Source organism: Nostoc sp. NMS7 (assembly GCF_017115085.1).
In the GTDB taxonomy this organism is placed as follows: Bacteria; Cyanobacteriota; Cyanobacteriia; order Cyanobacteriales; family Nostocaceae; genus Nostoc.
This window is the reverse complement of sequence record NZ_JABXKJ010000086.1, coordinates 1-23261: the sequence shown is the minus strand read 5'-3', so window position 1 is coordinate 23261 and position 23261 is coordinate 1. Positions and strand designations below refer to the sequence as shown.

The 23261-nt window shown below is 42.1% G+C and carries 22 protein-coding genes and 1 pseudogene; 7 read left to right on the top strand and 16 right to left on the bottom strand.

Features of this window, described 5'->3' with window-relative positions:
• The first annotated feature begins 193 nt into the window (after positions 1-193).
• Both HWQ38_RS09025 and HWQ38_RS09020 read left to right on the top strand, forming a co-directional pair.
• Positions 194-442 (top strand): helix-turn-helix transcriptional regulator, encoded by a 249-nt coding sequence (locus HWQ38_RS09025; RefSeq protein WP_100897345.1) that lies wholly within the window; start codon positions 194-196, stop codon positions 440-442.
• A gap of 3 nt (positions 443-445) precedes the next feature.
• On the top strand, positions 446-1114 hold the full coding sequence (locus HWQ38_RS09020) for a BglII/BstYI family type II restriction endonuclease (RefSeq protein WP_366933261.1): 669 nt from the start codon (positions 446-448) through the stop codon (positions 1112-1114).
• An 11-nt stretch (positions 1115-1125) separates the two neighbouring features.
• On the opposite strand, the gene HWQ38_RS09015 is transcribed toward HWQ38_RS09020, so the two are convergent.
• From HWQ38_RS09015 to HWQ38_RS09005, 3 genes are all read right to left on the bottom strand, one after another.
• A complete protein-coding gene (locus HWQ38_RS09015; protein WP_292792424.1) occupies positions 1126-2235 on the bottom strand; it encodes a site-specific DNA-methyltransferase in 1110 nt (369 codons plus the stop codon).
• Between the two features lie 190 nt (positions 2236-2425).
• Positions 2426-2884, bottom strand: a complete 459-nt coding sequence (locus tag HWQ38_RS09010) for a hypothetical protein (protein WP_292792422.1) — start codon at positions 2882-2884, stop codon at positions 2426-2428.
• A gap of 240 nt (positions 2885-3124) precedes the next feature.
• Positions 3125-4627 (bottom strand): acyl--CoA ligase, encoded by a 1503-nt coding sequence (locus HWQ38_RS09005; RefSeq protein WP_292792420.1) that lies wholly within the window; start codon positions 4625-4627, stop codon positions 3125-3127.
• Between the two features lie 255 nt (positions 4628-4882).
• Here HWQ38_RS09005 and HWQ38_RS09000 point away from each other — a divergent pair.
• Positions 4883-5887 (top strand): annotated as a pseudogene (locus tag HWQ38_RS09000) (BMP family ABC transporter substrate-binding protein); the annotation flags it as partial.
• Positions 5888-6119: 232 nt separating this feature from the next.
• On the opposite strand, the gene HWQ38_RS08995 reads toward HWQ38_RS09000, so the two are convergent.
• From HWQ38_RS08995 to HWQ38_RS08950, 10 genes are all read right to left on the bottom strand, one after another.
• The gene (locus HWQ38_RS08995) at positions 6120-6395 is read right to left on the bottom strand and encodes a ubiquitin-like small modifier protein 1 (protein WP_292792418.1); all 276 of its coding nucleotides are present in this window, start codon (positions 6393-6395) and stop codon (positions 6120-6122) included.
• A gap of 90 nt (positions 6396-6485) precedes the next feature.
• On the bottom strand, positions 6486-7790 hold the full coding sequence (thrC, locus tag HWQ38_RS08990; protein ID WP_292792416.1) for a threonine synthase: 1305 nt from the start codon (positions 7788-7790) through the stop codon (positions 6486-6488).
• Positions 7791-8633: 843 nt separating this feature from the next.
• The gene (miaB, locus tag HWQ38_RS08985) at positions 8634-9998 is read right to left on the bottom strand and encodes a tRNA (N6-isopentenyl adenosine(37)-C2)-methylthiotransferase MiaB (RefSeq protein ID WP_292792414.1); all 1365 of its coding nucleotides are present in this window, start codon (positions 9996-9998) and stop codon (positions 8634-8636) included.
• A gap of 28 nt (positions 9999-10026) precedes the next feature.
• Positions 10027-10611, bottom strand: a complete 585-nt coding sequence (locus HWQ38_RS08980) for a Uma2 family endonuclease (protein ID WP_292792412.1) — start codon at positions 10609-10611, stop codon at positions 10027-10029.
• Positions 10612-10719: 108 nt separating this feature from the next.
• Positions 10720-12177, bottom strand: coding sequence for a carotenoid oxygenase family protein (locus HWQ38_RS08975; protein ID WP_292792410.1), 1458 nt, complete (start codon positions 12175-12177; stop codon positions 10720-10722).
• Position 12178: 1 nt separating this feature from the next.
• Positions 12179-12424, bottom strand: a complete 246-nt coding sequence (locus HWQ38_RS08970; RefSeq protein WP_292792408.1) for a hypothetical protein — start codon at positions 12422-12424, stop codon at positions 12179-12181.
• A 122-nt stretch (positions 12425-12546) separates the two neighbouring features.
• The gene (locus HWQ38_RS08965) at positions 12547-15057 is read right to left on the bottom strand and encodes an NACHT domain-containing protein (protein ID WP_292792406.1); all 2511 of its coding nucleotides are present in this window, start codon (positions 15055-15057) and stop codon (positions 12547-12549) included.
• Positions 15054-15221, bottom strand: a complete 168-nt coding sequence (locus HWQ38_RS08960) for a hypothetical protein (RefSeq protein WP_292792404.1) — start codon at positions 15219-15221, stop codon at positions 15054-15056. Before HWQ38_RS08960 ends, HWQ38_RS08965 begins: the two co-directional genes overlap by 4 nt.
• Before the next feature lie 442 nt (positions 15222-15663).
• Complete coding sequence (locus tag HWQ38_RS08955) at positions 15664-16071, bottom strand: biopolymer transporter ExbD (RefSeq protein ID WP_292792402.1); 408 nt, start codon at positions 16069-16071, stop codon at positions 15664-15666.
• Complete coding sequence (locus HWQ38_RS08950) at positions 16058-16726, bottom strand: MotA/TolQ/ExbB proton channel family protein (protein WP_292792400.1); 669 nt, start codon at positions 16724-16726, stop codon at positions 16058-16060. The genes HWQ38_RS08955 and HWQ38_RS08950 overlap by 14 nt, the downstream gene beginning before the upstream one ends.
• Positions 16727-17075: 349 nt before the next feature.
• Between HWQ38_RS08950 and HWQ38_RS08945 the strand changes: the two genes are divergently transcribed.
• On the top strand, positions 17076-18458 hold the full coding sequence (locus tag HWQ38_RS08945; protein ID WP_292792398.1) for an energy transducer TonB: 1383 nt from the start codon (positions 17076-17078) through the stop codon (positions 18456-18458).
• A gap of 56 nt (positions 18459-18514) precedes the next feature.
• On the opposite strand, the gene HWQ38_RS08940 is transcribed toward HWQ38_RS08945, so the two are convergent.
• Entirely contained in the window at positions 18515-18754 is a 240-nt protein-coding gene (locus HWQ38_RS08940; RefSeq protein WP_292792396.1) for a hypothetical protein, read from the bottom strand.
• A 184-nt stretch (positions 18755-18938) separates the two neighbouring features.
• Between HWQ38_RS08940 and HWQ38_RS08935 the strand changes: the two genes are divergently transcribed.
• On the top strand, positions 18939-19184 hold the full coding sequence (locus HWQ38_RS08935) for a hypothetical protein (RefSeq protein ID WP_292792394.1): 246 nt from the start codon (positions 18939-18941) through the stop codon (positions 19182-19184).
• 10 nt (positions 19185-19194) lie between these two features.
• Positions 19195-20235 (top strand): hypothetical protein, encoded by a 1041-nt coding sequence (locus tag HWQ38_RS08930; RefSeq protein WP_292792392.1) that lies wholly within the window; start codon positions 19195-19197, stop codon positions 20233-20235.
• A 119-nt stretch (positions 20236-20354) separates the two neighbouring features.
• Here HWQ38_RS08930 and ilvA read toward each other — a convergent pair whose 3' ends face one another.
• On the bottom strand, positions 20355-21866 hold the full coding sequence (gene ilvA, locus HWQ38_RS08925) for a threonine ammonia-lyase, biosynthetic (RefSeq protein ID WP_292792390.1): 1512 nt from the start codon (positions 21864-21866) through the stop codon (positions 20355-20357).
• A gap of 410 nt (positions 21867-22276) precedes the next feature.
• Here ilvA and HWQ38_RS08920 point away from each other — a divergent pair, with 410 nt between their 5' ends.
• The gene (locus HWQ38_RS08920) at positions 22277-22525 is read left to right on the top strand and encodes a hypothetical protein (RefSeq protein ID WP_292792388.1); all 249 of its coding nucleotides are present in this window, start codon (positions 22277-22279) and stop codon (positions 22523-22525) included.
• Between the two features lie 287 nt (positions 22526-22812).
• Here the strand turns inward: HWQ38_RS08920 and HWQ38_RS08915 are convergent, their stop codons facing one another.
• Positions 22813-23013 carry a hypothetical protein gene (locus HWQ38_RS08915; RefSeq protein WP_292792386.1) on the bottom strand — a complete coding sequence of 67 codons (201 nt, stop codon included), beginning with the start codon at positions 23011-23013 and terminating at the stop codon, positions 22813-22815.
• Between the last annotated feature and the right edge of the window lie 248 nt (positions 23014-23261).

Genomic DNA, 23261 nt, shown 5'->3' with positions numbered 1-23261 from the left:
GCGACTTCCCCTTTACGAGCTTGGGGAATTTCAGAGTACGATCATCGCGCGTGCTATCTTCCTAGTAGCTTTCTAAAACCTATTTGGGGTTTATCCCATATCAGGTTTTATAATTTAACTGAGTTCAGCAATATGTACTAACTAACTCTCATCGAGATCGAATAAATGATCGCCAGAAAAAAGGCAAGTTAAAGTGCCTAAATCAGTTTTCAGCGAAGAGTATAATCGGTTTCGCCAGCTACTTATCGAAGCCCGAAAAGCTGCCAAGCTGACTCAAGCAGAGTTGTCGGCAAAGTTAGAGCTTCCGCAATCCTATGTATCAAAGTATGAACGTGGAGAGCGTCGTCTTGACGTGATTGAATTTTTACAAGTTGCCCAAGTCCTTGAAATAGATCCCCTTGCTTTTATCGAAGAACTATTGAAATACCAAAAGGAGACGTAATTAATCATTATTCAATATGTTGACTTTAACGCCGCAGATACAATCATTAATACCCAATACCAGAACGAATGGCATGAGATTAGTACTACTCTCACTAGAATGCCTTTGCACATCAAGGCTTCAGATCAAGCTGGAATTCAGGGTAATGCAATATTCGATCCAGTCGGTACGAACGAATACATTAAAGCTGCCTTTATTCATGATAGTTGGCAATCGAATATACCTATTCCAGCACCTTACAGATTTTTGGGTACAGAGGTTGATTTTGCCAAAGCTGGCATCATCATTGAAATTCAGTTTTCTAATTATCCCTTCCTACTCAATAACACCTTACGCTCAGAATTGTTCTTCAAAGCTAAAACTGAATTTGTTGGATACCGGACTAATTTGGTAATTCTGGTGACAAAGGCTCTGATGTTTCCTGCTTCCAATAGCACTCTTTATTACGAACAAGCTGTTAATCAGTTAACAGCTTTGACTAAATACCAAGTTTTTGATGTACCAATCAGACTGGTTGGATTATTTGAACAACAAAATACAATAGTACCTATCATCTGGACTGAGTATTTATTTAAAAGATATTCTAGGACTGTGAATACTAGAGTTAGTCGCCAATGCCAAATCATTGCAGGACGTTCAGCCCGTAGTCGTTGTCTACTTAACTTATTGTAAGAGTTAATCTATTAACTCCATAATCTCAATTCAATTTGTTCTACTTCTTCTACTTGTTTTACTATTTTATTTTGCAAATAAGTCTTTTTTCCATTGCCATTAAGCTTTGGATCTACTGGAATTTCTTGACCTCTTAGATTAGCTGCAAAAGCAGATTCTTCATAGATTAATCTATCTTCCATTTCTTGCAAGTGATACTCTTCTGGATAAATTTTTGCTTTGCTGCGTTCTGAAGCTTTATTTCCTACTTGCACATCAAACTTGAATTTATCAATAGATTGACCAGTTTTTTCAACATAATCACGCAATGTTTTTAAATTTGGAAAAAAACCATTTTTATCTGGATTGCCCCTGAGACGACGCAACGCAACTTGATGATATTTTGGTTCAATTTCTGACCCGATAAAATGCCGTTCATAATCTCTAGCAACCACCGCCGCAGTACCAGATCCTATATATGGATCTAAAACAATATCATTTTTGTTAGTTGTAGCTAAGATAATTCTAGCTACCAAGTCTTCTGGAAATTGGCAAGGATGTATAGTTTGTTCTTCATGGTTGTGTTTCACATTCCGAAATAGCCAAATATCACTAGGATTTTTCCCTTCTGGATTACATGAGAGTTCCCCCTTCCGATTTCCCCGATAATGTTTCTTATTTTGATACTTTTGCGGAACTCTAATAGCATCTAGATTAAATTTATAGTTATCCGATTTAGTAAACCAAAGAATAGTTTCATGTCTACAAGAAAACTTTTTTTGGGCATGAAGACCATGTTGCCTAGCCCATATAATTCGGTTGCGGGGAATTAATCTGCATGACTCTAAAATCGGGAAAAAGCGAATATCTAGAGGAATCAGCATTCCTCGGTCAGAAAAAGCACCAACTTGCCAAAATAGTGAACCTGTATTTTTGAGAATTCGGCTACATTCAAGCAGCACGGCTGTTTGTTCTTTCAAATAAATCTCAAGAGCCTGCCTTGATTCGTATTCTTTGCCTAGATTATAAGGTGGAGAGGATACAACTAAGTCAACACATTCATCTGGCAGATTACTGAGCAGTTGTAAGCTATCCTCTAAGAGAATCTGGTCTAACGGTAGATTCTCTTTATTAGTCTTCATTACGATACCTACCTTGCAAGTAATACTAGACTTTCGGGATTATAACCTAAAATAGGTTATAATCCAATGATTGAGAAAAATATCAATAGTAAATAGATATTCAGTTTACAGCGATATCTGACGACAAGCCGCTCTGCATTTACGCATTTAGGTAATTAGGCGTAGCCCGTCGTAGACATCGCTTCTTGTTTCAATTAGCTTTACGCTCTTTAAGCACTTGATCTAGCAAGTTTCTAGCAGGTTGTGCTTTAGCCAACGCTGCTTGATGGTCATTATAAGCACGAACAAGACGAGAAAGACTACTCACACCTGCCTTAAGTTGCTCAAGTTCATCACCAGCAACCAGTTCCCCATCAAGCATCCGCCCAATTAACGGTTTGATGTCGCCCACCTCCAGCCGGACTTTTTGGAGCTTTTCTAGGGTACTCAGTAAGGTTTTGAGTGAGTTCAAGATGTCGTCAATATTCTGGACATCTTCCACTGATTCGGGCGAATCTTCAGGCGAATCTTCAATTGTCACTGTATCTATCTCTGAAATTGTAGATAATTCCTGTGCAGGCGAATCTTCAATTGTCACTGTATCTTTATTTGAAATTGTGGGCAATTCCTGTGCAGACATTTCATTTTTAATCCCGTTTGACCGTGCCATTAACGCTTCCTTAAGGAATTTCCCTTAGTGTATCGCTTACTCTTGGCAAAATTACTTCTCTCATAACATAAAAGCAGTGAATTTCTCTTACTTTATTATTTTCAACAGTCAAGATGAAACCTGTGGGACTGGGTTCTTCAATTCCGTAATTTTAATTAGTCACCTGATGATAAGTAAGTTAGCAACAATAAATTCAAACAAGCCTCAAGCCTCAACTTTCAATCTCTAAGGCTCATCTCCCTATTGCCCTATGTTCAGCAATTTCGCCATAGCCAAACGTTGCAGTTTCCCGGTAGCACCACGAGGCAATTGATCCAAAATGTGAACTTGCTTAGGAACTTTGAAGTCTGCCAGCATGGTTGAACAGTGGGCTAAAAGTTCTTTTTCGCCAGCTTCTGCCTTGAGGACAACAGCCGCGTGAATATCTTCTCCTAAAGATTTGTGGGGGACAGCAAAAGCTAAGGCTTCGGCGACGGCGGGATGGCGCAGCAAAACATCATCCACTTCTAAAGGAGAAATTTTTTCCCCACCCCGGTTAATCAATTCTTTAATGCGTCCAGTCAAGCGGAGGTAGCCATCTTTATCCAGTGTGCCCTGATCCCCTGTGCGGAACCAACCGTTTACAAAAGCAGTGGCGTTGGCTTGGGGGTTGTTTTCGTAGCCATCTATAACATTGGGTGCTTTTATCACCACCTCGCCCAAGCTTCCTTGAGATAGCAGGTTGCCTTCGGAGTCCATAATCCCGACTTCTACACCGAAGCCATAACCGACAGTACCCGGTTTCCGCACTTTTGGCGGTAGGGGGTTGGTGGTCATTAAGTGAGATGCTTCAGTCATGCTGTAAGATTCCACGACGGGAGCATTAAGAGTTGCCTCTAGTTGTTCAATAATAATTGGGGGCAAGGGAGCGCTACTAGAGCGAATGAAACGAAAGCGGTTAGCTTTGACAATTTCTATGTTACGGCTAGCGCGTGCCAAAATTGTCTGGTGCATGGTTGGCGCTGCGGAGTACCAGGTAGGTTTATAGGTATCTACCAGTTTCCAAAACTCCAGGGCATTAAAACCATTGGGACAAATTAGTGTGCCGCCCGATGCCAGAGTTGCCAGCAAACAGCCTACCAATCCGTGAATGTGGAACAGGGGCATTAGGCAAAGTGTAGTGTCAGCTGCTGTGAGTGAGTAAGCACCAATGATGTTGTTGGCTGAAGCGATTAAGTTGCGATGACGAATTGGCACACGCTTGGGACGACTGGTGGTGCCGCTAGTGTGGAGAATCATCGCTAGATCATCGGCGTTGGGGGCTGCGGGATTCGCGGATTCTGCTGACTCTGAGCCTGTTTTGACTAATTCCAAGCTTAATGTGCCGTCAGTGTTTACCTTGGCATGAATCAGCATCATGTCGGGTGTGAGGGCGGCAATGGCTGCTTCTGACCCCTCAGACAAGGTAATCACTGCTTTTGCTTGGGTATCTTCGTAGTAAAAGGCGAATTCTTCTTGCTTATATTTGGGATTTAAGGGTGCAGCAGTACCACATAGGGCGGCAGCCAAAAAGGTAATAGCCATTGGTGAACCGTTAGTCATCGCAATGGCAATGCGTTCTCCCCGTTTCAATCCAAAGCTGTTGAGTTGGGATACCAGTCCAACAATATTCTCGCGCAATTGCTTATAAGTTAGCGATCGCCCCTCAGACGTAACTAGGGCTGGATGATTGTCTTCCCCTGCCAAAAGCTCAAATAAATTCATTAAAAACCTCCAGATTAGTAAAATTGGACATTGGTTATTAATTCTTCTCCCTCATCCCCCACTCCCATTCGGCTACACTCACAGCAAGCCCACTTCCCACTCCCCACTCCCTTATTCCCCATTATTTGCTTTCTTTTGTAAGTAAGTTGACGGCAAAAAACAAGAGCTAAAATTAAGTCAATAGTGTGTTTGTCGCTACTAGAAATCAGAAAAATCTTTTTCAGCAACTAAATCCCATCGATAAAATATGGATCTCTCAAGGTGGGATTTGTTTATGTCGGCCCTGTGGGTGATTTTGGCTGGACTTATGCCCATGATTTAGGCCGCAGAGATATGGAAGCCAATCTTCAAGATCAGGTAGAAACTACCTTTGTCGAAAATGTCAACGAAGGTGCTGACGCCCAAAGGGTGATTCGCCAACTAGCATTAGACGGTAACAAGTTGATTTTTACAACTTCCTTTAGGTACATAAACCCAACAATTAAAGTTGCCAAGGACTTTGGTGATGTTGTCTTTGAACACTGTACAGGATACAAACGTGCTGCCAATGTCGGCACTTATCTAGGACGTTTTGAACAACCCCGTTACTTAACCAGCATGATTGCTGGCAAGATGACAAAATCCAATCTAGTTGGTTTTATTGGCGCATACCCAATTCCAGAAGTAATTCGGGGAATAAGTGCATTCAGTCAAGGAGTGCGGCTAACAAATCCCCAAGCAAAAGTTAAGGTACTTTGGGTACAAAGTTGGTACGATCCAGCTAAAGAAAGAGAAGCGGCTCAAGCTTTGGTCAATTTAGGTGCGGATATACTAACCCAGCATACTGACTCTGGTGCTGTTGTGCAATTGGCTGAGGAAAAAGGTATTTATGCCTTTGGCTACAACAGTGATATGAGTAAGTTTAGTCAAAAAGTCCACCTAACATCAGCTATTAACAAATGGGGCAAATTCTATACAGATACAGCCTTGGCTGTAATCACTAATACTTGGAAGTCTCAACAGGTTTGGGATGGCATTGGTCAAGGAATGGTGGATATTTCCCCGATGAATCAGGCAATTCCGGCTGATGTGCAAGAACTAGTGAATGCGAAGCGGAATGAGTTTATTCAGGGTACTGCACATCCTTTTGATGGCCCGGTGAAAGACCAAAAAGGGGTGGTGCGAGTGCTAAAGGGTAAGGTGTTAGATGATCAAAGACAACTGGCGATGGATTGGTATGTTGAGGGAATTTACCCTTCAATTCTCAAAGGGAAATCATAGTAAGCAATTCCAAATTCAAAATTAAGAAACAGAATTAAAGTAACTAAAATTAATCTTGGGTATGTTAGCAAAAAATACGGCACTATCAAGTTGGTTTTTCCAGATAACGTCAGAAGTCAGTTAAGGGAGGCCGCAGCCTTCTTAATAGACATTCCCAGTTTTTGACTGGGAACGAGGTAATTTTGCAAAGGTTTATCTAGTCAGGCTTCTACTTTATTTGGTATTCTCTGTATTAACCACCGGCGACAGCTGGGACAATACTTACTTCATCGCCATCTTTCAGGGTTGTATTAATACCATCTAAATGTCGGATGTCTTCGCTATCGACGTAAAAATTTACAAATCGACGTAGTTTGCCTTCTTCATCGCACAACCGCGATTTAATACCAGGAAAGCTTTGCTCTAAGGAGTCCAACAATTCAGCAATGGTGCTACCGTTGGATTCTAGAGTAGCTTGATTATTAGTAAAACTCTGAAGAGTCGTAGGAACTAAAACTTTTACAGCCATAGAAATACAAAATTAGGAGTTAGGAGTTAAGAGTCAGGAGTCAGGAGTTAGGAGTTATGAATAAAAAAACTCATAACTCATAACTCATAACTAAACGAGGACTTGTTGCCATTCCAAGCGTTCGAGAGTACGCGATCGCTCTAAAGCCCGTTCAAAACTATCTAGTTTAGCATCAATAGTCAAGGGTTCGCCAACATAGCCTTGGATTGCTTCTTGGGTTTTTAGACCATTGCCGGTGATGTAAACCACAGTAGTTTCATCTGGATCAATTTTGCCAGCTTCTACCAATTTTTTCAGCACGGCAACGGTTGTTCCACCAGCCGTTTCTGTAAAGATACCTTCGGTTTCTGCCAGCAGCTTGATGCCATCAATAATTTCTGCATCATTCACTGATTCAATGTTACCACCAGTCTTCTGAGCTAACTCCACAGCATAAATGCCGTCTGCTGGGTTGCCGATCGCTAGCGATTTCGCAATGGTATTCGGTTTGACTGGCTTAATAAAGTCGCGTCCTTCTTTAAAGGCTTGGGCGATGGGTGAACAACCTTCTGCTTGAGCGCCACTGAAACGGACATTCTTGCTTTCAACCAAACCAACTTCTATAAATTCTTGGAAACCTTTATAAATTTTTGTAAATAGTGAACCAGATGCCAAGGGAGCAACAACATGATCAGGTAGTTCCCAGCCTAGTTGTTCAGCAACTTCAAAGCCTAGCGTCTTGGAACCTTCAGAGTAATAAGGACGCAGATTAATGTTGACAAAACCCCAACCGTATGTATTAGCAACTTCTGAACAGAGACGATTTACTTGATCGTAGTTACCCTTGACGGCCATCAGGGTGGGACTATAAATCAGGCTACCGATAATTTTACCGGCTTCTAAATCTGCGGGGATGAACACACAGCAATCTAAACCGGCATGAGCTGCGATCGCAGCTGTAGAATTTGCCAAGTTACCAGTGCTAGCGCAAGAAACAGTAGTGAAACCCAACTCCCGCGCCCTAGAGAGGGCAACTGATACTACCCGATCCTTAAAGCTCAGGGTGGGCATATTAACGGCATCATTTTTTATATAAAGCTTATTTAGACCCAGGCGGCGGGCAAGACGGTGGGAACGAACCAAGGGAGTCATACCCGTTCCTACATCTATAACATTGTCAGTTGCGACAGGCAAAAAGGGACGGTAGCGCCAAATTGAATTGGGACCAGCTTGAATTGTTTCACGACTGACAGTTAGCCGTAGGGCGCTGTAGTCATATTTAACTTCTAACGGCCCAAAGCACAACTCACAAACATTAGTGGCTTTGAGTTCATATTCTGCACCACATTCCTTACATTTCAAGGCTTGAAAGTAGGCAGTGCTGGCTTTGGTTTGGGTTGTGATTGCCTGAGTCATAAACTAGCTTTCCCTGTTTCTCTGTCGCTGTTGCCTGAATAGTAACACGAGCAAAAATACCAGTCAAACATACCCGACAAAAATTGTCGGGTATGTTTGGTATTGAAAGGAATGATTATTGTAAAACTTTGATGTCAGTAATCCCCGTAATTAATATTTACACTAAAACAAGTAGACGCTTATCTTACCAATGCACAGGATGGTGATCGCGGACATTTTTATACAGCTGACGAATCAGGTATACTATCATCCTGTAGTATTAATATCAATGGAGCTGTGGTGGTGAATATCACCCGGAGTTCCGATTTACCTGACATCTTGCACCATTCTCAATTAGCACCATCGCCCGCCCAGAACTCAAGTTCTGGGCTGATAGCTCAACTCCACGCTTAGTGGACTCAAACTTTTGCTCAGTCTTCTTTAGAAGACTTTAGCTATTAGCCTCAGAATTCATTCTGAGGCGGTTGTTGGAACTGATACAAGATATCAGATTTACCCAATCTACCCGCATCAACTGGAACTGGCACACCAGCTAATTCTTATGGCTTTGTTCGCTTCCGCGTCAAGGTGAAATAGGGCAGGGGAAAGAGGGTTTTCCGATTTTTGTACAGATATAAGAGTGAAAAACAATCTAGAGAAGTAGCATTGCTACGTCTCTACAAGGGTTTTGGATAACGGAAATTAACGAAAAGTTGAATTTGCACTTTTCACCATACTTTATTTAAGTTCAATTCAAACCCAGGTAAAACATCTTCACCAAATACAGTTGTAGACGTAGCACTGCTACGTCTCTACAAGAGTTATGGATAACGCATATTTAATTTCACGCCTATATCTATTTTCTCAGAGAGATAAGGCTTGTTTGATTTCAACTGGTTCACCTGTCAAACTAAAAGGGCGAACTTCGGTAATTTTTACCTTGACTAACTGCCCTTGCAATTCTTTGATGTCGCCACTGAAAAATGTCAGACGATTACCGCCAGTACGTCCCATCACCTGGGTTTGATCTTTTGGATTTTGGTCTTCTACTAAAACGGATTCAATGCGTCCAAAGTAACGTTGCGATCGCTCTGCTACTTTCAAGTTTACTAAATGATTCAACCTTTGCAGGCGATCGCTTTTAATTTCTTCACTCAGTTGATTGTCCCAGAAAGCGGCGGGTGTCCCTGGACGCGGCGAATATGCTGCTGTATTCAACATATCAAAGCCAATATCTTCCACCAGTTTCAGAGTATTTTCAAACTGTGCTTCTGTCTCCGCAGGAAAACCGACAATCGCATCAGCACTAATTGAAGCATCTGGCATATACCGCCGAATCGTATCGATAATCCGGCGATATTTTTCATGGGTATAACCCCGCGACATCGCCTTTAAAAGTTCATTATCCCCAGATTGAAAGGGAATGTGGAAGTGTTCGCAGACTTTGGGCAACTCAGCACAAGCCTTAATTAATCTCTCTGTAAAATAACGGGGATGACTAGTAGCAAATCTTAATCTCTCAATCCCCGGCAGATCATGCACATAATAAAGTAAATCTGTGAAGTTGTGCAGATGCCGACCTTCTGGCGTTGTTCCTGGCAAATCTCTGCCGTAAGCGTCAATATTTTGACCGAGTAGAGTAACTTCTTTATAACCTTGGCGTCCTAATTCTTCTATTTCAGCCCGGATAGCTGACGGTGTGCGAGATTGTTCGACACCGCGCACGTTGGGAACGACGCAATAAGTGCAGCGTTCGTTACAGCCGTAAATTACATTTACCCAAGCTGTGACTTTACTATCCCGTCGCGGCTGGGTGATATCTTCAATAATATGAACCGAATCGGTTGCCACAACTTGGTTGCCGTCAAACACTGACTCTAGCAAATCTTTCAGACGGTTGGCGTGTTGTGGCCCCATTACTAAGTCTAATTCTGGGACTCGCCGCAATAGGGCTTCCCCTTCCTGCTGGGCAACACAACCCGCAACGATTAGGGTTAAATCAGGCTGCTCATGTTTACGCTTCGCCTGTCTGCCAAGGTAGGAATATACCTTTTGCTCGGCATTATCCCGAATTGTGCAGGTATTGTAGAGAATCACATCTGCATTATTTGGATCTTCGCACGACTCAAAGCCCATGTCTTCCAAAACGCCAGCCATGCGCTCTGAGTCAGCTTTATTCATCTGACAACCGAAGGTAGTGATGTGGTAATGGCGTTTAGAAGTGGTCATGTTGCTTAGTTAACCAGTTAGAGTGAGGTTATTCTTTAGCCTCAAAGTCAACTTTATCATAAATATCTGATAGAGGGATTTGAAATTGAATAGAGGATAATATGAGAATACTATTCTCTTCTTCATACTCTGAGAAAAGCCATTTTTTCCCGTCAGTTTTAGAATATTGTTCTACATGATTTTTGTATTGATCAATCAGAATATATTCCTGAAAACTAGGGATGATGCGATAAGCCGCAAATTTTTCATCTCTGTCATAGCTTCTGGTAGATTTGGATAGCACTTCACAAATCACTAAGGGATTAGTAATTGTATCTTTACGTCCCTCAGAAAATTCTAATGAACCTGCAACAACCATTACATCAGGATATGTATGAATTCGCTTTTTGGGAATCCATAGACGTTGATCAGCGATGAATACTCGATAAGGTTGTCGCTTCTTCAAAGCAAAATTGAGGGTTGCACTTAGATTAAGAGCTATTTGATTGTGATTTGGTGTTCCACCTGTCATGGGTATAATTTGACCATCTATATATTCATGACGATACTCGGAAATGATTTCTAGTTCTAGGTATTCTGTGGGAGAATAGTGGCGTTTTTCTTGTAATTGCATAGGAGGAGAGAATTTGGGATTTTTGATTGACTGCGATTAATTATGTCTGATCAAATAGTTTTTTAACGCAGAGGAACGCTGAGGGAAGGGCGGAGGAACGCTGAGGGGTTATTGGGCTGGGTTCCATGTGCCGTGGAAGCTGTGGGGTATGACGCTGGGTAATCCTAGTTTGCAAATGGGTTCGGCGTCTAGGCGATCGCTATCAAATATCCAAATTTCGCTACTATGAGAATTACCATCGTAGACAACGGTTAGCACCCAACTTTGTTCAGGGTTTTGGGCGTCTTGGGCGGGGATGGGTTCGGAAGGATAGCGATTTTCTCCTAAGTCTGCTTCGGTGAGGGTTTCGGTTTTGTAGTCGAAGCGGGCGATCGCATTTATTACTTCTTGGCTAATATCTGTTCCTAAGCGGAATGTTGACATATATGTGTACCCAGAAGCTTGCCCCACGTTTTGCTGTGGTACATTCGGAAATTCACAATGTCGGTTTAATAGTTGCTGGATTGACGTAACTTTGCCAGTTTGAGGATGCAGATGAACTCGCGTTAGTGTACTTTGAGCTGGGGTGTGAGTCTCACCTGTCGCTACTTCCTTGAGATATTGGTTAGTTTGAAAATCTTCATAACGAGCAATATCCACAATCACTGAACCGCTAGCATCTACATAACCATTCGCAAAATGCCATTGATACCAAGGTTCGGTTTCTCCACGACTTACCACAGATAGGGTTTCTCGGTCAATAACTAAAATCTGAGTTCCTAATCTAGGTTTCCACTCTAGCGAATCACTATAGTTGTTTGTCCCTATTAGCCCGGGTAAGACATTCAACCGCACTGGCGGAATGAAAAATACAATATATTGTCCTGCTAAAACAAAATCATGCACCAATGGTACACCATCTAGCTGGTATACGGCTTGTTGGATAATTTTGCCAGTCGGATCACTTTTGTAAATATTAAGCGTCGCATTTAGTCCAGGGCTGATGCCAAAGTTAAAAATCTCCCCTGTTTGCTTGTCACGTTTACAATGTGCAGAATAGCTTAATCCTTTAGTTAACCCCCCTAAATCATCTTCGCCCCAAGTTTCTAAAGTTTGTAAATCGAGGGCGTGGGGTTTACCACCTTCCCACAGTGCCAAAAGTTTATCTGGAAGTGCTAAGACGGAAGTGTTGGCAGCATTCTTGATGGGCTTTTGCCATTGCTTCCAAATTGGCCCTGGTGCAGTCATCCCATAATTGCCGTAGAGTAGTTTACCTGCTGCGGCTTCTTCTTGATAGCCAGAGGTTTGCACGTAGCGATAAACCCCGGTTGCGATACCTTCTCTACGAGAGGCTTCGCCAACGGTAAAATTTACAGCCAGAATCGCCCCATCTCCATCAAACCAGTGTCCCATGTGAATGCCACCGCGTTCTAGCCGTCCTGGTCCATTGCGGTAAAGTGTACCACGCAAACCATCTGGGATTTTGCCAGAAAGAATTGGCAGTTGGGTAAGAGGAAATTCTTTTGCCGGTTCTGCGTTCGCACCTGCCCAGCCTTTTTTGATTGACTTTTTCTCGATGGTATGCATATTAAATTACTGTTCGATAATAGTGAAGATGAAAAACAACAACTTGTGCATTCCTAGCTACAAGACTTCCGGTAATCACAACAACTTGAGGGTTTGTTACAACAACTGCAACGTTTCTAACTACATCTGGAGCATTCATAACAAAAGTTGAAGTTGTCGTCACAACAGCTTTTATTTTCCTTATAATAACTGGAGTTGTAGTAAGTACATCTGGAGCATTCATAACAAAAGTTGAAGTTGTCGTCACAACAGCTTCTATTTTACTTATAACAACTGGAGTTGTAGTAACTACAGATGGAGCGTTTATAACAAAAGTTGAAGTTGTAGTAACAAATACTTAAGTTTCAGTATTTTTTTATTTGTCAGTCCCTAACCACTTGGAACCAACAACATTCGCGCCTCAATCGCTTCCCATGTTTCGGGCGACACCCGCACTGCTGCTTGTTTACACTGAATAATAAGATGATTAGCGTAGAGATAATCGCCGAGTGCTTTCACTTCTTGCTCAGATAAGTTGACCATTTCTTGCGTGAGATTAAAAGCATTAAATAAAGTTTTTTGGAGGTGTTCAGCAAATACCAGATGCGGTTTTTGTAGTTGTTGATCATCAGTAACTTTAGCTCTTAGTGCTTCTAGTCGAGCAATCAGTACAGTAAAGTTGATGTTATTAAAGATTTTTAATTTTCCAAGTTCACGAGAGTAATTGCTCGCTTTGGTGATGTCGTTGGCGTTGACGTTGGCGATGTCGTTGGCGTAGGCGATCGCATAGGCATAGGCATAGGCTCTGGCGTTGGTATAGGCTCTGGCGTAGACGTAGGCTCTGGTATAGACGTAGGCGATGGCGTAGGCGTAGGCTGTGGCGTTAGCGATCGCGTAGGCGATGGCGTTGGTATTGGCGATGGCGTTAGCGATGGCATTGGCGTTGGCGATGGCGTTGACGATGGCGATCGCACCTGCACGTTTACTCACAGGCTTATAATTACCTTCAGATCCAACTGTTACCTGTTCTGCCCAGTTTAATAACGCTTCCAACTTCGGTGTATTAATGTACTTTTGCACTTCTGTTTCCATCAACAACAGTAACTCATCTGCACCACCCCGCATTAACCCAGCTACCAGCAAAAACACTTCTTTCCAGCGTCTATCTATAAGATGTTCAGTAACTAATTTCTCAACTTGGCGATCGTTATCAATATATTGTGCTGTTAAATATTCTTGTAGTGTCAGATGAGAAAACCAGTAAATATCCCTTGTTCGTTCTACTAAAATTCCCTGCTGAATAGTTATAATATCGAGAATTGCCTCAACGTCTAAATCTTTGGGTGCATTGTCGTTATTGTGCAGAAACTCTTTTATTTGACTCACAAGTTCTTGGTGAGATAAGAATAGCCGTTGTGATTTAAAGATGTGATATGCAATCTCAGTTAGGATAATTTTCTGTAAATCGATGCCAAGCTGACGCGAAAGGGGAGCGGTTTGAATGCCTTTTTCCGCCGCCCATTTTTTGAGCAATATATCCAGAGCATCACTGTAAACCGTAGCTCGGTTTTTAGGCAAGTCTTGAGATTCCGCATACACCAAACAGAGAAAAGTTAACAATACCGGAGTTTTAGCTAACTCTTTAGTTGATTCTTGGGTTTTAATTAACTCCCAGCAATTATCAGCAGTTTCGGCTTTTCTATCTACCTCTGAAGAATACCAATTTTGAATAAACAGCTGAATTTGAGCATCATCAAAATCTGCGATCGCAATTTCCATCAAATTCCTAAACTGCGATTTATAAGCAGTAGTCCGGCAAGATATAATAAACCGATTTTTTTTGTATTGCTCAAGAAAAATTTGAATTTCCCTAACTAATAAATCTCTGTTTACGGTTGGTACTTCATCCAAACCATCTAGCAAAATTAATAACTTACCTTGTTGTAAGGCTTTGGTAGTAAATTCTGCTTCAAAGGGCAACTGACACAAGCGCATTTCTTGCTTGATAGCTTCTTCAAGATTAATTTCTCTATCAGTCAATAGTTTTAATTCAATGAAAACCGGAATACATTCATGTTGTAATTCACCAGATTTTCCCTTGAGTGCTTCTAATCCGATCTTCCGCAAAAATGTAGACTTGCCTGCACCTGCTGCTCCAAGTACCATCAGATATTGCTGCTGATTTACAACTTTAATCCCTTCTTGCTGCTCAACATCTTCAGGCTGAAATCTGCGTTTTCCAGCTTCACAAAAAAGATTGTCTAAAGCTTCAATTGATTCCAACCGCCAAATATCACTTGGCTGTAAATATTGTACAGCTATGTAGATTGAATCCAAATCTACAGGCTGTTGCATTCCCAATATTTGCAACTTGTTATAGCGCTTGTGGTAGTTAATAATATATTGCTCAGATGCTTGATAAATTAATTTTGTGGTTTTCTCATCTAAAGGGAGGTCAAGTGTGTTTATATAAATGTCAGCAAAATGTTTAACCACTGCATCTGGTGCAACTTCCGGCACTGCAATCAGCTGATCTAAAGTCACATAGTTAACTCCAGACAGTGCTAATGAGCGCAAAATCGCATCAGCCGAACCTTCTACAATCACAACGCCGCTGAGTACATCTCCAACAGGTTTCAAAGAAAGTTGTTCGAGTTCTTCAATAGTATCACCTAGCACCTCGGTTAGTTGGTTTTTACGCTGATCAATTAATGCCTGTTGATCAGCCTCAGATGATGTAAATTGCTGAGGTTCCAGTGATGAATTGCTAGCATTTAATCTAATTTGATTTTCGTCCCCTAAACTCATAATTGCTCGAATTACTTTATTTCTCTTAGCCTCCATCAAAACTCCCTTAAGCAGAGGGTCAATTTTGGCAATTTGACTTTCGTTAAGTTTCATAGGGCTGCGATTACCTTAATTAAACCTTTACCTTGACGTTCCTTCTCATGTCTCAAATGTTTACAACTTGTGAGCAGTGCGTCAATTAAATCCAATGCTGGAATTTGCTTACTATACTTCTCTAAGATTAACGCTGCTATACTAGAAAAAATTGGGGTTGTCATTAAAGTTACGTCCTAAGATTCATAATCACCACTTTTAACTGATGAATAAACTCCTTTCTCAGAAGCAACCAAATAAGGAACATCTTCCAACCAGTCTTTAATTTGTTAGTATATTGAATTTTGTTGCTAAAAATTTCCAACTTGTGCAACTTGCGCGTCACAACTTTTCGGTGTAAATTTTTAAGATCAAGTTCTAGCGATCGCGCTATTAATGTTGATTTGTGTCGAATTGCTCACTATAGCCCTACTTAATTATTCGTAAACAACGAGATCCCCGACTTCTCTAAGAAGTCGGGGATCTGATTTAAACTTATAGGATTGCAGATGCGTAAGCCTAGCTGGTAGTAGACATCGCCACTGTAATCATCATACAAGAAGGAGTTAGGAGTCAGAATATAGAATGTTCCTGACTCACTGAACTTCTGATGTACAATATTTATACTTACTTTCTTTGAGTAGCGATCGCTAATCTTGCTCCCTTCACCTGACGTACTTGATCCATTATCCCCACTACCTCACCGTGCAAGACTTTTTGATCAGCATTAATAATTACCAATGCATCTGGGTTAGAACCAACTAAAGTCCGCACTTTCGGTGCTAAATCATTAACTGCTATTGGATCGCGGTTTAGGCTTACCTGACCTTTTTCATCTACCGTGATCGTAATTTTAGTGGGAATTCGCTGTTCCTTCGCCGTGGCTGCCTTCGGTAGATTTACTGGCAATCCTTCTGATCGGGTTAAAAACAGCGTTGACATAATAAAAAATGTCAAAAGGGCAAACATTACATCAATCAGAGGTACTACATTTATAAATGGTGCTAAATCTGGTTCATTATCATCTAGATCCATAAGACTTCTCCTGTTGTTCATGGCGATCAAGTTGGTCATAGCGATCGAGGAACAGTATTTCTAGCTGTCCGCCGTACTCTTGAATCATGGTTATCTGTCGCTGGTATAGTCCCCGGAAGATGCTGGCTCCTAAAAGCACAAAGATAGCCACAATCAATCCTGAGGCGGTAGCAACTAAAGCTTCACTAATCCCACTAGTGACTGCACCAGTTTTAGTACCTCCGACATCACCAACATTCAGTCCAGCAAATGAGCGAATTAATCCTAAAATTGTACCGAGAAGTCCCAACAGAGGCGCTAAACCGATAATGGTGTCAAATACAGGTTGAAACCGCTTGAGTATAGGGATTTCTGCTTGCGCCTCGCTTTTCAAAGCCAAACGAAATTTTTCTGGAGTCGGTCTTTCTAGCTGTAGTCCGGCCAGAAAAATCCGTGCTATAGGTAAATCTACATTTTTTTGCAGCTTATCAACAGCACTAACGACATTATCAAGTCGATAAAGATTTAAAACCTCTCGCACCACCCGGTTTTGACGCTTACCAATCTGTAGCCAAAACTTCGCCCGCTCAATCATTAGTGCCCCTGCCAACACCGAAAACAGCAACAGGGGCAACATGACCACACCACCTGCTGCAAACAAATTCTGAATTCCCATGTAGTGCCTCTAAACGTCATCAACAATACAAAATCAGACTACCAGAATCAAGGTAAAAAATGAAACTTTTTCTCAATAAAGTTTAAGATATAATCAGAATTTTTTCAAATCTAAATCTCATTAAACCTTTTTAATCTTTTTTTGTATTAGATAAATTAATTTAATCAATACATAACACAAAAATTAACTTTATCTATAAATCCTCAGAATCAAGAGTATTTTTCAAAGATATTTTTATGAGGAAGTATCTTTTCCGTAATACTGCCCGAAATAATTTTAATTTTTTACTTGATATTTGCAACCATGCATTCTAAGATGACTAAATTAGTGAGAATAGGTAGCAATAGCTATGAGTTTTTCCGGCACTACTGTCGAGCAACGTTCCAAAGAAGTTGAGGCTCTCAAGTCTTTTCTGACTTACAGTCTGATCGGTTCACTGGCGCTGCATATCGGCGTACTGTCCTCAGGTATAGGTAATTATTTGACGAGAGTGTCCACAGGCGAAGAAGAACCAATGGAGGTGGCGATCATAGATTCTCCGACTGCCGAACCAGAAAAACCACTTGAAAAAATTCCAGAAAAACCCAAAAAAGAACCAGAAATTATTCAAAAACAGCCTAGAGAAATTTCACCAGTACAAAAACCAGTACAAGAATTGATTGAAAGACCAAAAATTCAGCCAGTTCAAGAACAACCAAAACAAACTACTCAAAACCCCCAACCAACAAATAGGGAAATTGCTCCCAAGGCAGAAGTCCCGGTGAAAACTGTTGCACCTGTGAGCGGCGGTGGCGGTGGTGGCGGTGGTAGTCCAGTCCTGACAGATAACTCTGGTAGCTCTGGCTCTGGTGTTGCTTTAAGTACAGGTTCAGGTTCAGGAATTGGTTCAGGAATTGGCAGTGGTAGAGGTTCAGGAATTGGCTCAGGAATTGGCAGTGGAGTCGGAAAGCGTCCGACAGTAGCAACAGCGCCAACAGTGCCAACACCTCCACAAATTAACAGTTCAGGTAATGGTAATGGTAATGTTAATGGTCGTGCAGCCTGCCGCGAATGTAATGCCAAGTATCCTGATGCCGCAAGACGGCGAGGAGTCGAAGGCAGAGTAGAAGTAGCTGTAGATACTGACTCACAAGGCAATGTTACCAATGTGCGGATTGCTCGCTCCAGTGGAAACCGCGAATTAGATGAAGAAACCGCCAGACAGGCGCGTGAGTGGAAATTAAAACCCGCAGAAGGTGGTAGACAAGGAGTATCGATCGCCACTGAATTTGCCATAAAAGGTTCACGGCGATCGCGCCAAGTTCAAGAACGGCAAGCACAAAGAGAAGCAGAAGAAAGAACCCAGCAGGCAGCAGCTGCTAACTCCACACCCGAAAATCCAAGACGTCGGCGCAGAGAGTTGACACCCCCATCTAATGAAGCTACAGCCACAAGACCAGCAATATCTGGATTGAGTAGACGGTTGGAACCTCAAAGACGAGAAATTATTACCTCAGGCTCATCATCTGAAGCGAGGATAAATCGCACTCAAGGAAGTGCCAGAGACTCCCTACGCAGCATCCAACGTGAACGAGCGGGTAACGATTCATCACAACAGCCACAAGCAACCCCAACTCGGCGGCGGCAAGGAGAAAACACCAGCCAGAACAAGTTGCGGGAGTCTTTGCGCCGTTTACGCCCACAACCTCAATCGCAACCTGCTGCACCGCCTGCTACTCCCAGTCAGCCGTAGAGCGACAAAACTTACTGGAATCATACTTTGATTAGCGATCGCACCGCTTCCTGTTTTTAGGAGGCGGTTTTTCTTTGGATCGGAATGGCTTGGTTAAGCATCACGCCTCTACCATGAAGAGGGGTTAGGAGTGAGGTAATTTTATGATGGGCAATTAAACACACTGGCGATCGCCCGATTTGCCAATCAATAGAAGTGGAAGTGAATACTTCCCTACTTCGCCATTCCCAATTTTCCTGATCAGGGGGATGGCGATCGCCTACGCCTAAAGAATGGTAGTACTGTTTGCTCATCATGAATTATATGCTGAAAGGATAGTCAATGGCTAACTATCAAGTTGCTCATCTGGACTTTATGCTAGGCATCAAATTCACTGATTTGAATAAAACTTCTACATAAACACACACTGATGCACTTTGATTTGCTTGAATAGCTATATTGATAAGACGTTCATCCGACGGCAATTCACAATTCCTGATTATGGCAAGTAAATTCATTGATGTTAGGGAATATACTGTCAGGGCGCACCAAAGACAGATTCATACTCGTGTTTTCAACTTTGTTTGTAAAGAGTGTAACGAAGCGACTAAACGCGAGACTTTCGGACCTCGACCTTTATATTGTGAGAGATGTCGCCCTCCCCAACCGCCGAAGAAATCCCAGCCAACACCTCACAAAGCCAAACCCAGAGCAATGTCTTATAAAAGTGACATCGATTTAAATTAATTGAAGCCTTATGACTCAAAATGGACAATTAGAACCACCTGCGGGCAGCTTTCTCTCACCACTGTTGGAATTACGAGACTATTATGTTCGCCTTACAGAAGAGTATGAACGCCTCTTTGTGCAGGCGCGAATTCAGCTCGATCATGTAGAAGCGTTGTTGTCTAACTGGTCTTTTGCTGATGCCAACAAGCAGATATCAAAACTGACGCCGACTGATGAAACCTCAAATCATTCCCAAGTAGGCTCTCTGCGGTTTTTATCACCCCTTGATGACATCGACGAAATCAACTTGGTGGAGTCTGTACAGTCAGAACGAAAAGACAAAGACTTGGTTGGCATAGATAATTCCTTTTCTGCTGCTGTTGATACAAAAGAGAGTCAATCTCTAACTAGATCGCCAGATATAGAGACACCCACAGAGAACAACGATAGTTCAACGAGGGTGGCGGAAATTCCCATGCTACCTCAATATCAGCACGCTCTCTCACGAATACAAGCCATAAAACAGCTATTGCTTGAGCAAATAGGTACTGTCTGTCATATCGATTTTATCGTGCGATCGCTTTATGGAGAGTTAGATTCCAATCTATTCAAAGTAGTTAAAGGTAGGGTTCAATCTTCCCTCACCCAAGGCAGAGAAAGGAATTACTGGGTAACTATTCCCGATGAGCCAGGTTGTTATACTCTCAATTTAAGTTTAGTAGCCCCAAGTAATGGCAATAATGCTTATAAAAGCATTAAAAACAAAAAGAAGAAAGCTTTCGTACCCCCGACAAAAACAGTACCAATGCTCAAAGCCTTTGAGGGTCAATTCTTAATTGATGCCCTCACCTCTCTGTTAGAAGAAAATTCAGGTAAAGTTTTCAGCGTCGCTGAAGTCATCGCCGGAATTTATGGAGAAATAGATTCTCAGCAAGTTAGAGAGATCAAAAATAAGGTGCTGAATGAATTATCTAGAGGCTATCGGACAGGCAGATTCTCTAGGGTTCCTGACCAAATTGGCTTCTATACTTGGGACTCCAATCTGATATCAAAGAGAAGTTCTCGCTAAATTGGCATGGGGCATGGGGTATTGGGCATTGGGCATAAGGAAGAAACTTGTTGAATAATTCTCCCTTGTCTCCCTTGTCTCCCTTGTCTCCCTTATCTCCCTCATCCCCCTCATCCTCCTCATCCCAAAAACAGCTTATATGCCGGATTCTTATTTTCATCCCAATAGCGATAGCCCAGGTGATCGAGAAAAGCTTGCCACTCCTCCATCTCGTGGGGAGGAACCTGGATACCGACAACGATTCGTCCGTAGTCTGCGCCGTTGTTGCGGTAGTGAAAAAGACTAATATTCCAGGCAGGATTCATGGAAGTAACAAACTTCATCAATGCGCCGGGACGTTCGGGAAACTCAAAACGGTAAAGCAATTCATTGTGAGCCAGGGGAGAGTGTCCACCTACCATGTGTCGCAGATGTAATTTAGTTAGTTCGTCGTCCGTTAAATCAAGAGTTTTAAATCCTTGAGCTTCAAAGGTTTCTACCATCTTTGCAGCATCGGCACGGTTTTGAATTTGCACACCGACAAAAATATGGGCTGTTTTTTCATCGGCAATGCGATAATTAAACTCGGTAAGATTACGGTTGCCAATACATTCACAAAATTGGCGAATACTTCCCCGTTCTTCAGGAATTGTGACTGCAAAGATCGCTTCCCGGCGTTCGCCGAACTCTGCCCGTTCTGCCACAAAGCGGAGGCGATCAAAATTCATGTTTGCACCGCAGGCGATCGCAATTAAGGTTTGTGCCTCGATTTGTTCTCGTTCTACGTAGGCTTTGGCAGCTGCGATCGCTAATGCACCGGCTGGTTCTAAAATAGATCGCGTATCCTCAAACACGTCTTTAATTGCAGCACAAGTAGCGTCTGTATCCACCAGAATAATTTCATCTACATACTGCTGACATAAACGGAAGGTTTCTTCCCCTACTTCCCGCACCGCTACACCATCAGCAAATAACCCCACTTGGGACAAGCGCACCCGATGTCCGGCTTTGAGCGATTGAGACATCGCATCAGCATCTACTGGTTCAACACCAATAATCTTGATTTCCGGACGCAACCGTTTCACATAAGCCCCAATCCCAGAAATTAATCCGCCTCCTCCAATTGCCACAAAAATCGCATGGATAGGTTGCTGATATTGTCGTAAAATTTCCATCCCGATTGTTCCCTGTCCAGCAATCACATGGGGATCATCAAAGGGATGAATAAAGGTCAATCCCTTTTCCACTTCTAATTCACGGGCATAGCTATAAGCATCGTCGTAGGTGTTTCCATGTAAAACGACTGCTCCGCCCCTCATTCTCACCGCGTCTACCTTGACTTGGGGTGTGGTTATTGGCATGACGATAATCGCTTTAGTTCCCAAACGTTGGGCTGCAAGGGCGACTCCCTGAGCATGGTTCCCCGCAGATGCCGCGATTACACCCTTTGCCAATATCTCTGGTGGCAGTTGCACCATTTTGTTATAAGCACCCCGCAGTTTAAAGGAAAATACTGACTGCATATCTTCACGTTTCAGCAGGAGTTGATTATTCAGCCGCGCAGACAAATTTGGGGCATAATCCAGTGGTGTTTCCTGGGCAACATCATACACACGGGCAGTCAGGATTTGGATCAGGTAGTCGCAATACATGGGTGTCAAGGTGTTAGCAAATGCCGGATGGAGATTAATTTTACGTTACAAGCGATCGCACTGGTTTCATTTAATTGAATTCTCTCAAAATTTTGAGTAAATAAAATTTAAAAATTCCTAATACTATCTGAGGAAAAAATATTCAGTGATTGAATTTTTTGGTGATTATTAAATTTCAGGCGATCGCTGGTAGGTTAATTTTAAACCAGTTTTGCCAACTGTCTAAGTATTTAGCTTAACAGATAAGTATACTGTTGCTTATGAATATAACCTCTGAATTTATGTTAAAGTCGGTATGAAAGATTGAATTCCGCGATGTAAATGTATACGCTTATACGGCACCTGACGAATTTGTGCCATTGCGCCCGTTCATTCTTCGACTGGCTATTAACAAAAGTGCTGATATCACAATGTTAAGAAAAGGACAAGTATGCCGAGGTCTTAATTTGCTGTGGGATTTTGAGTTAACTGTACTACCAAAAGAAATCTTAGACTTTCTTCCCTGGATAGTTAACTTAGTTGAGGCTCATGATAAAGGTTTGCCCTTATTGCTACAATCACCACCTCATTCATTTGAATTAAAAGCGCCAGAGGTTGGGTTATTTAATAACGCATGGACTGAGAAAGCTTGGCTGCTTGCAAATCCGACAATATTCTAGGGGTTAGGGGATGAGGGCAAAACGTGTTCTCAAAGCAGATTTTTTCTGAAGTTGACACCAATGGCAAGATACCCACCACACAAGATTGGGTAATTTATTTGTTGTCAGTCCCTAATATCTGATAATTAATAAGGCAATCTACAAAGAGTAAAGATGCAGACTCTAGCCAAAGGAATTCATTCCCAGGCGGGTGACAAAGCTATGAGAGAGGCTGTTTCAAGCTTAAGTTGACACCAATGAGCATTGCTGTGCCCCTACAGCATGGTCTATTTACTATCAAAGGATAATTAATCTTGCTGATTTGCCTTTACAAGGTTAGTAAACTCTTGCAAAGTTTTCTGATACTTTTCTTCAGCTACCCAGAATAAATAGAAGGTTGAGGCAATCTCACTTTCGTAAAAAGCTTTGTAAAACCTCACCCCAACCCTCTCCGTGGGTTCGGAGAGAGAGTAAAAATCTTGTTTCTCATCTGGTATATTTGCTTTCACTGAGATGCTCCCAAGTCCACCTACGTAGACTTAATAAAATAACCGAGTTCAATAATTTTATCTGCATAGGTACTGATGCGATCGCAGCGAGTCAAACCTACCCACAGCAATAGGCTGATTGTCTTGTAAGGTCATTTTTCCAGTCTTTCTTAGCTTGTCAAGCTTTTAATACCCGATCTAACTCGATTTCAATAAGCAAAAAGGCATAATGCTTACTCAAAATGCTTAATTGCTTTCTCATTTCGGTA

What these genes read in the sequence shown, in the direction of transcription:
- HWQ38_RS09015 (WP_292792424.1), bottom strand. Translation starts at nt 2,235, where the DNA reads ATGAAGACTAATAAAGAGAATCTACCGTTAGACCAGATTCTCTTAGAG.
- HWQ38_RS09010 (WP_292792422.1), bottom strand. Translation starts at nt 2,884, where the DNA reads ATGGCACGGTCAAACGGGATTAAAAATGAAATGTCTGCACAGGAATTG.
- HWQ38_RS09005 (WP_292792420.1), bottom strand. Translation starts at nt 4,627, where the DNA reads ATGAATTTATTTGAGCTTTTGGCAGGGGAAGACAATCATCCAGCCCTA.
- HWQ38_RS08995 (WP_292792418.1), bottom strand. Translation starts at nt 6,395, where the DNA reads ATGGCTGTAAAAGTTTTAGTTCCTACGACTCTTCAGAGTTTTACTAAT.
- thrC (WP_292792416.1), bottom strand. Translation starts at nt 7,790, where the DNA reads ATGACTCAGGCAATCACAACCCAAACCAAAGCCAGCACTGCCTACTTT.
- miaB (WP_292792414.1), bottom strand. Translation starts at nt 9,998, where the DNA reads ATGACCACTTCTAAACGCCATTACCACATCACTACCTTCGGTTGTCAG.
- HWQ38_RS08980 (WP_292792412.1), bottom strand. Translation starts at nt 10,611, where the DNA reads ATGCAATTACAAGAAAAACGCCACTATTCTCCCACAGAATACCTAGAA.
- HWQ38_RS08975 (WP_292792410.1), bottom strand. Translation starts at nt 12,177, where the DNA reads ATGCATACCATCGAGAAAAAGTCAATCAAAAAAGGCTGGGCAGGTGCG.
- HWQ38_RS08965 (WP_292792406.1), bottom strand. Translation starts at nt 15,057, where the DNA reads ATGAAACTTAACGAAAGTCAAATTGCCAAAATTGACCCTCTGCTTAAG.
- HWQ38_RS08960 (WP_292792404.1), bottom strand. Translation starts at nt 15,221, where the DNA reads ATGACAACCCCAATTTTTTCTAGTATAGCAGCGTTAATCTTAGAGAAG.
- HWQ38_RS08955 (WP_292792402.1), bottom strand. Translation starts at nt 16,071, where the DNA reads ATGGATCTAGATGATAATGAACCAGATTTAGCACCATTTATAAATGTA.
- HWQ38_RS08950 (WP_292792400.1), bottom strand. Translation starts at nt 16,726, where the DNA reads ATGGGAATTCAGAATTTGTTTGCAGCAGGTGGTGTGGTCATGTTGCCC.
- HWQ38_RS08945 (WP_292792398.1), top strand. Translation starts at nt 17,076, where the DNA reads ATGAGTTTTTCCGGCACTACTGTCGAGCAACGTTCCAAAGAAGTTGAG.
- HWQ38_RS08940 (WP_292792396.1), bottom strand. Translation starts at nt 18,754, where the DNA reads ATGATGAGCAAACAGTACTACCATTCTTTAGGCGTAGGCGATCGCCAT.
- HWQ38_RS08935 (WP_292792394.1), top strand. Translation starts at nt 18,939, where the DNA reads ATGGCAAGTAAATTCATTGATGTTAGGGAATATACTGTCAGGGCGCAC.
- HWQ38_RS08930 (WP_292792392.1), top strand. Translation starts at nt 19,195, where the DNA reads ATGACTCAAAATGGACAATTAGAACCACCTGCGGGCAGCTTTCTCTCA.
- ilvA (WP_292792390.1), bottom strand. Translation starts at nt 21,866, where the DNA reads ATGTATTGCGACTACCTGATCCAAATCCTGACTGCCCGTGTGTATGAT.
- HWQ38_RS08920 (WP_292792388.1), top strand. Translation starts at nt 22,277, where the DNA reads ATGTTAAGAAAAGGACAAGTATGCCGAGGTCTTAATTTGCTGTGGGAT.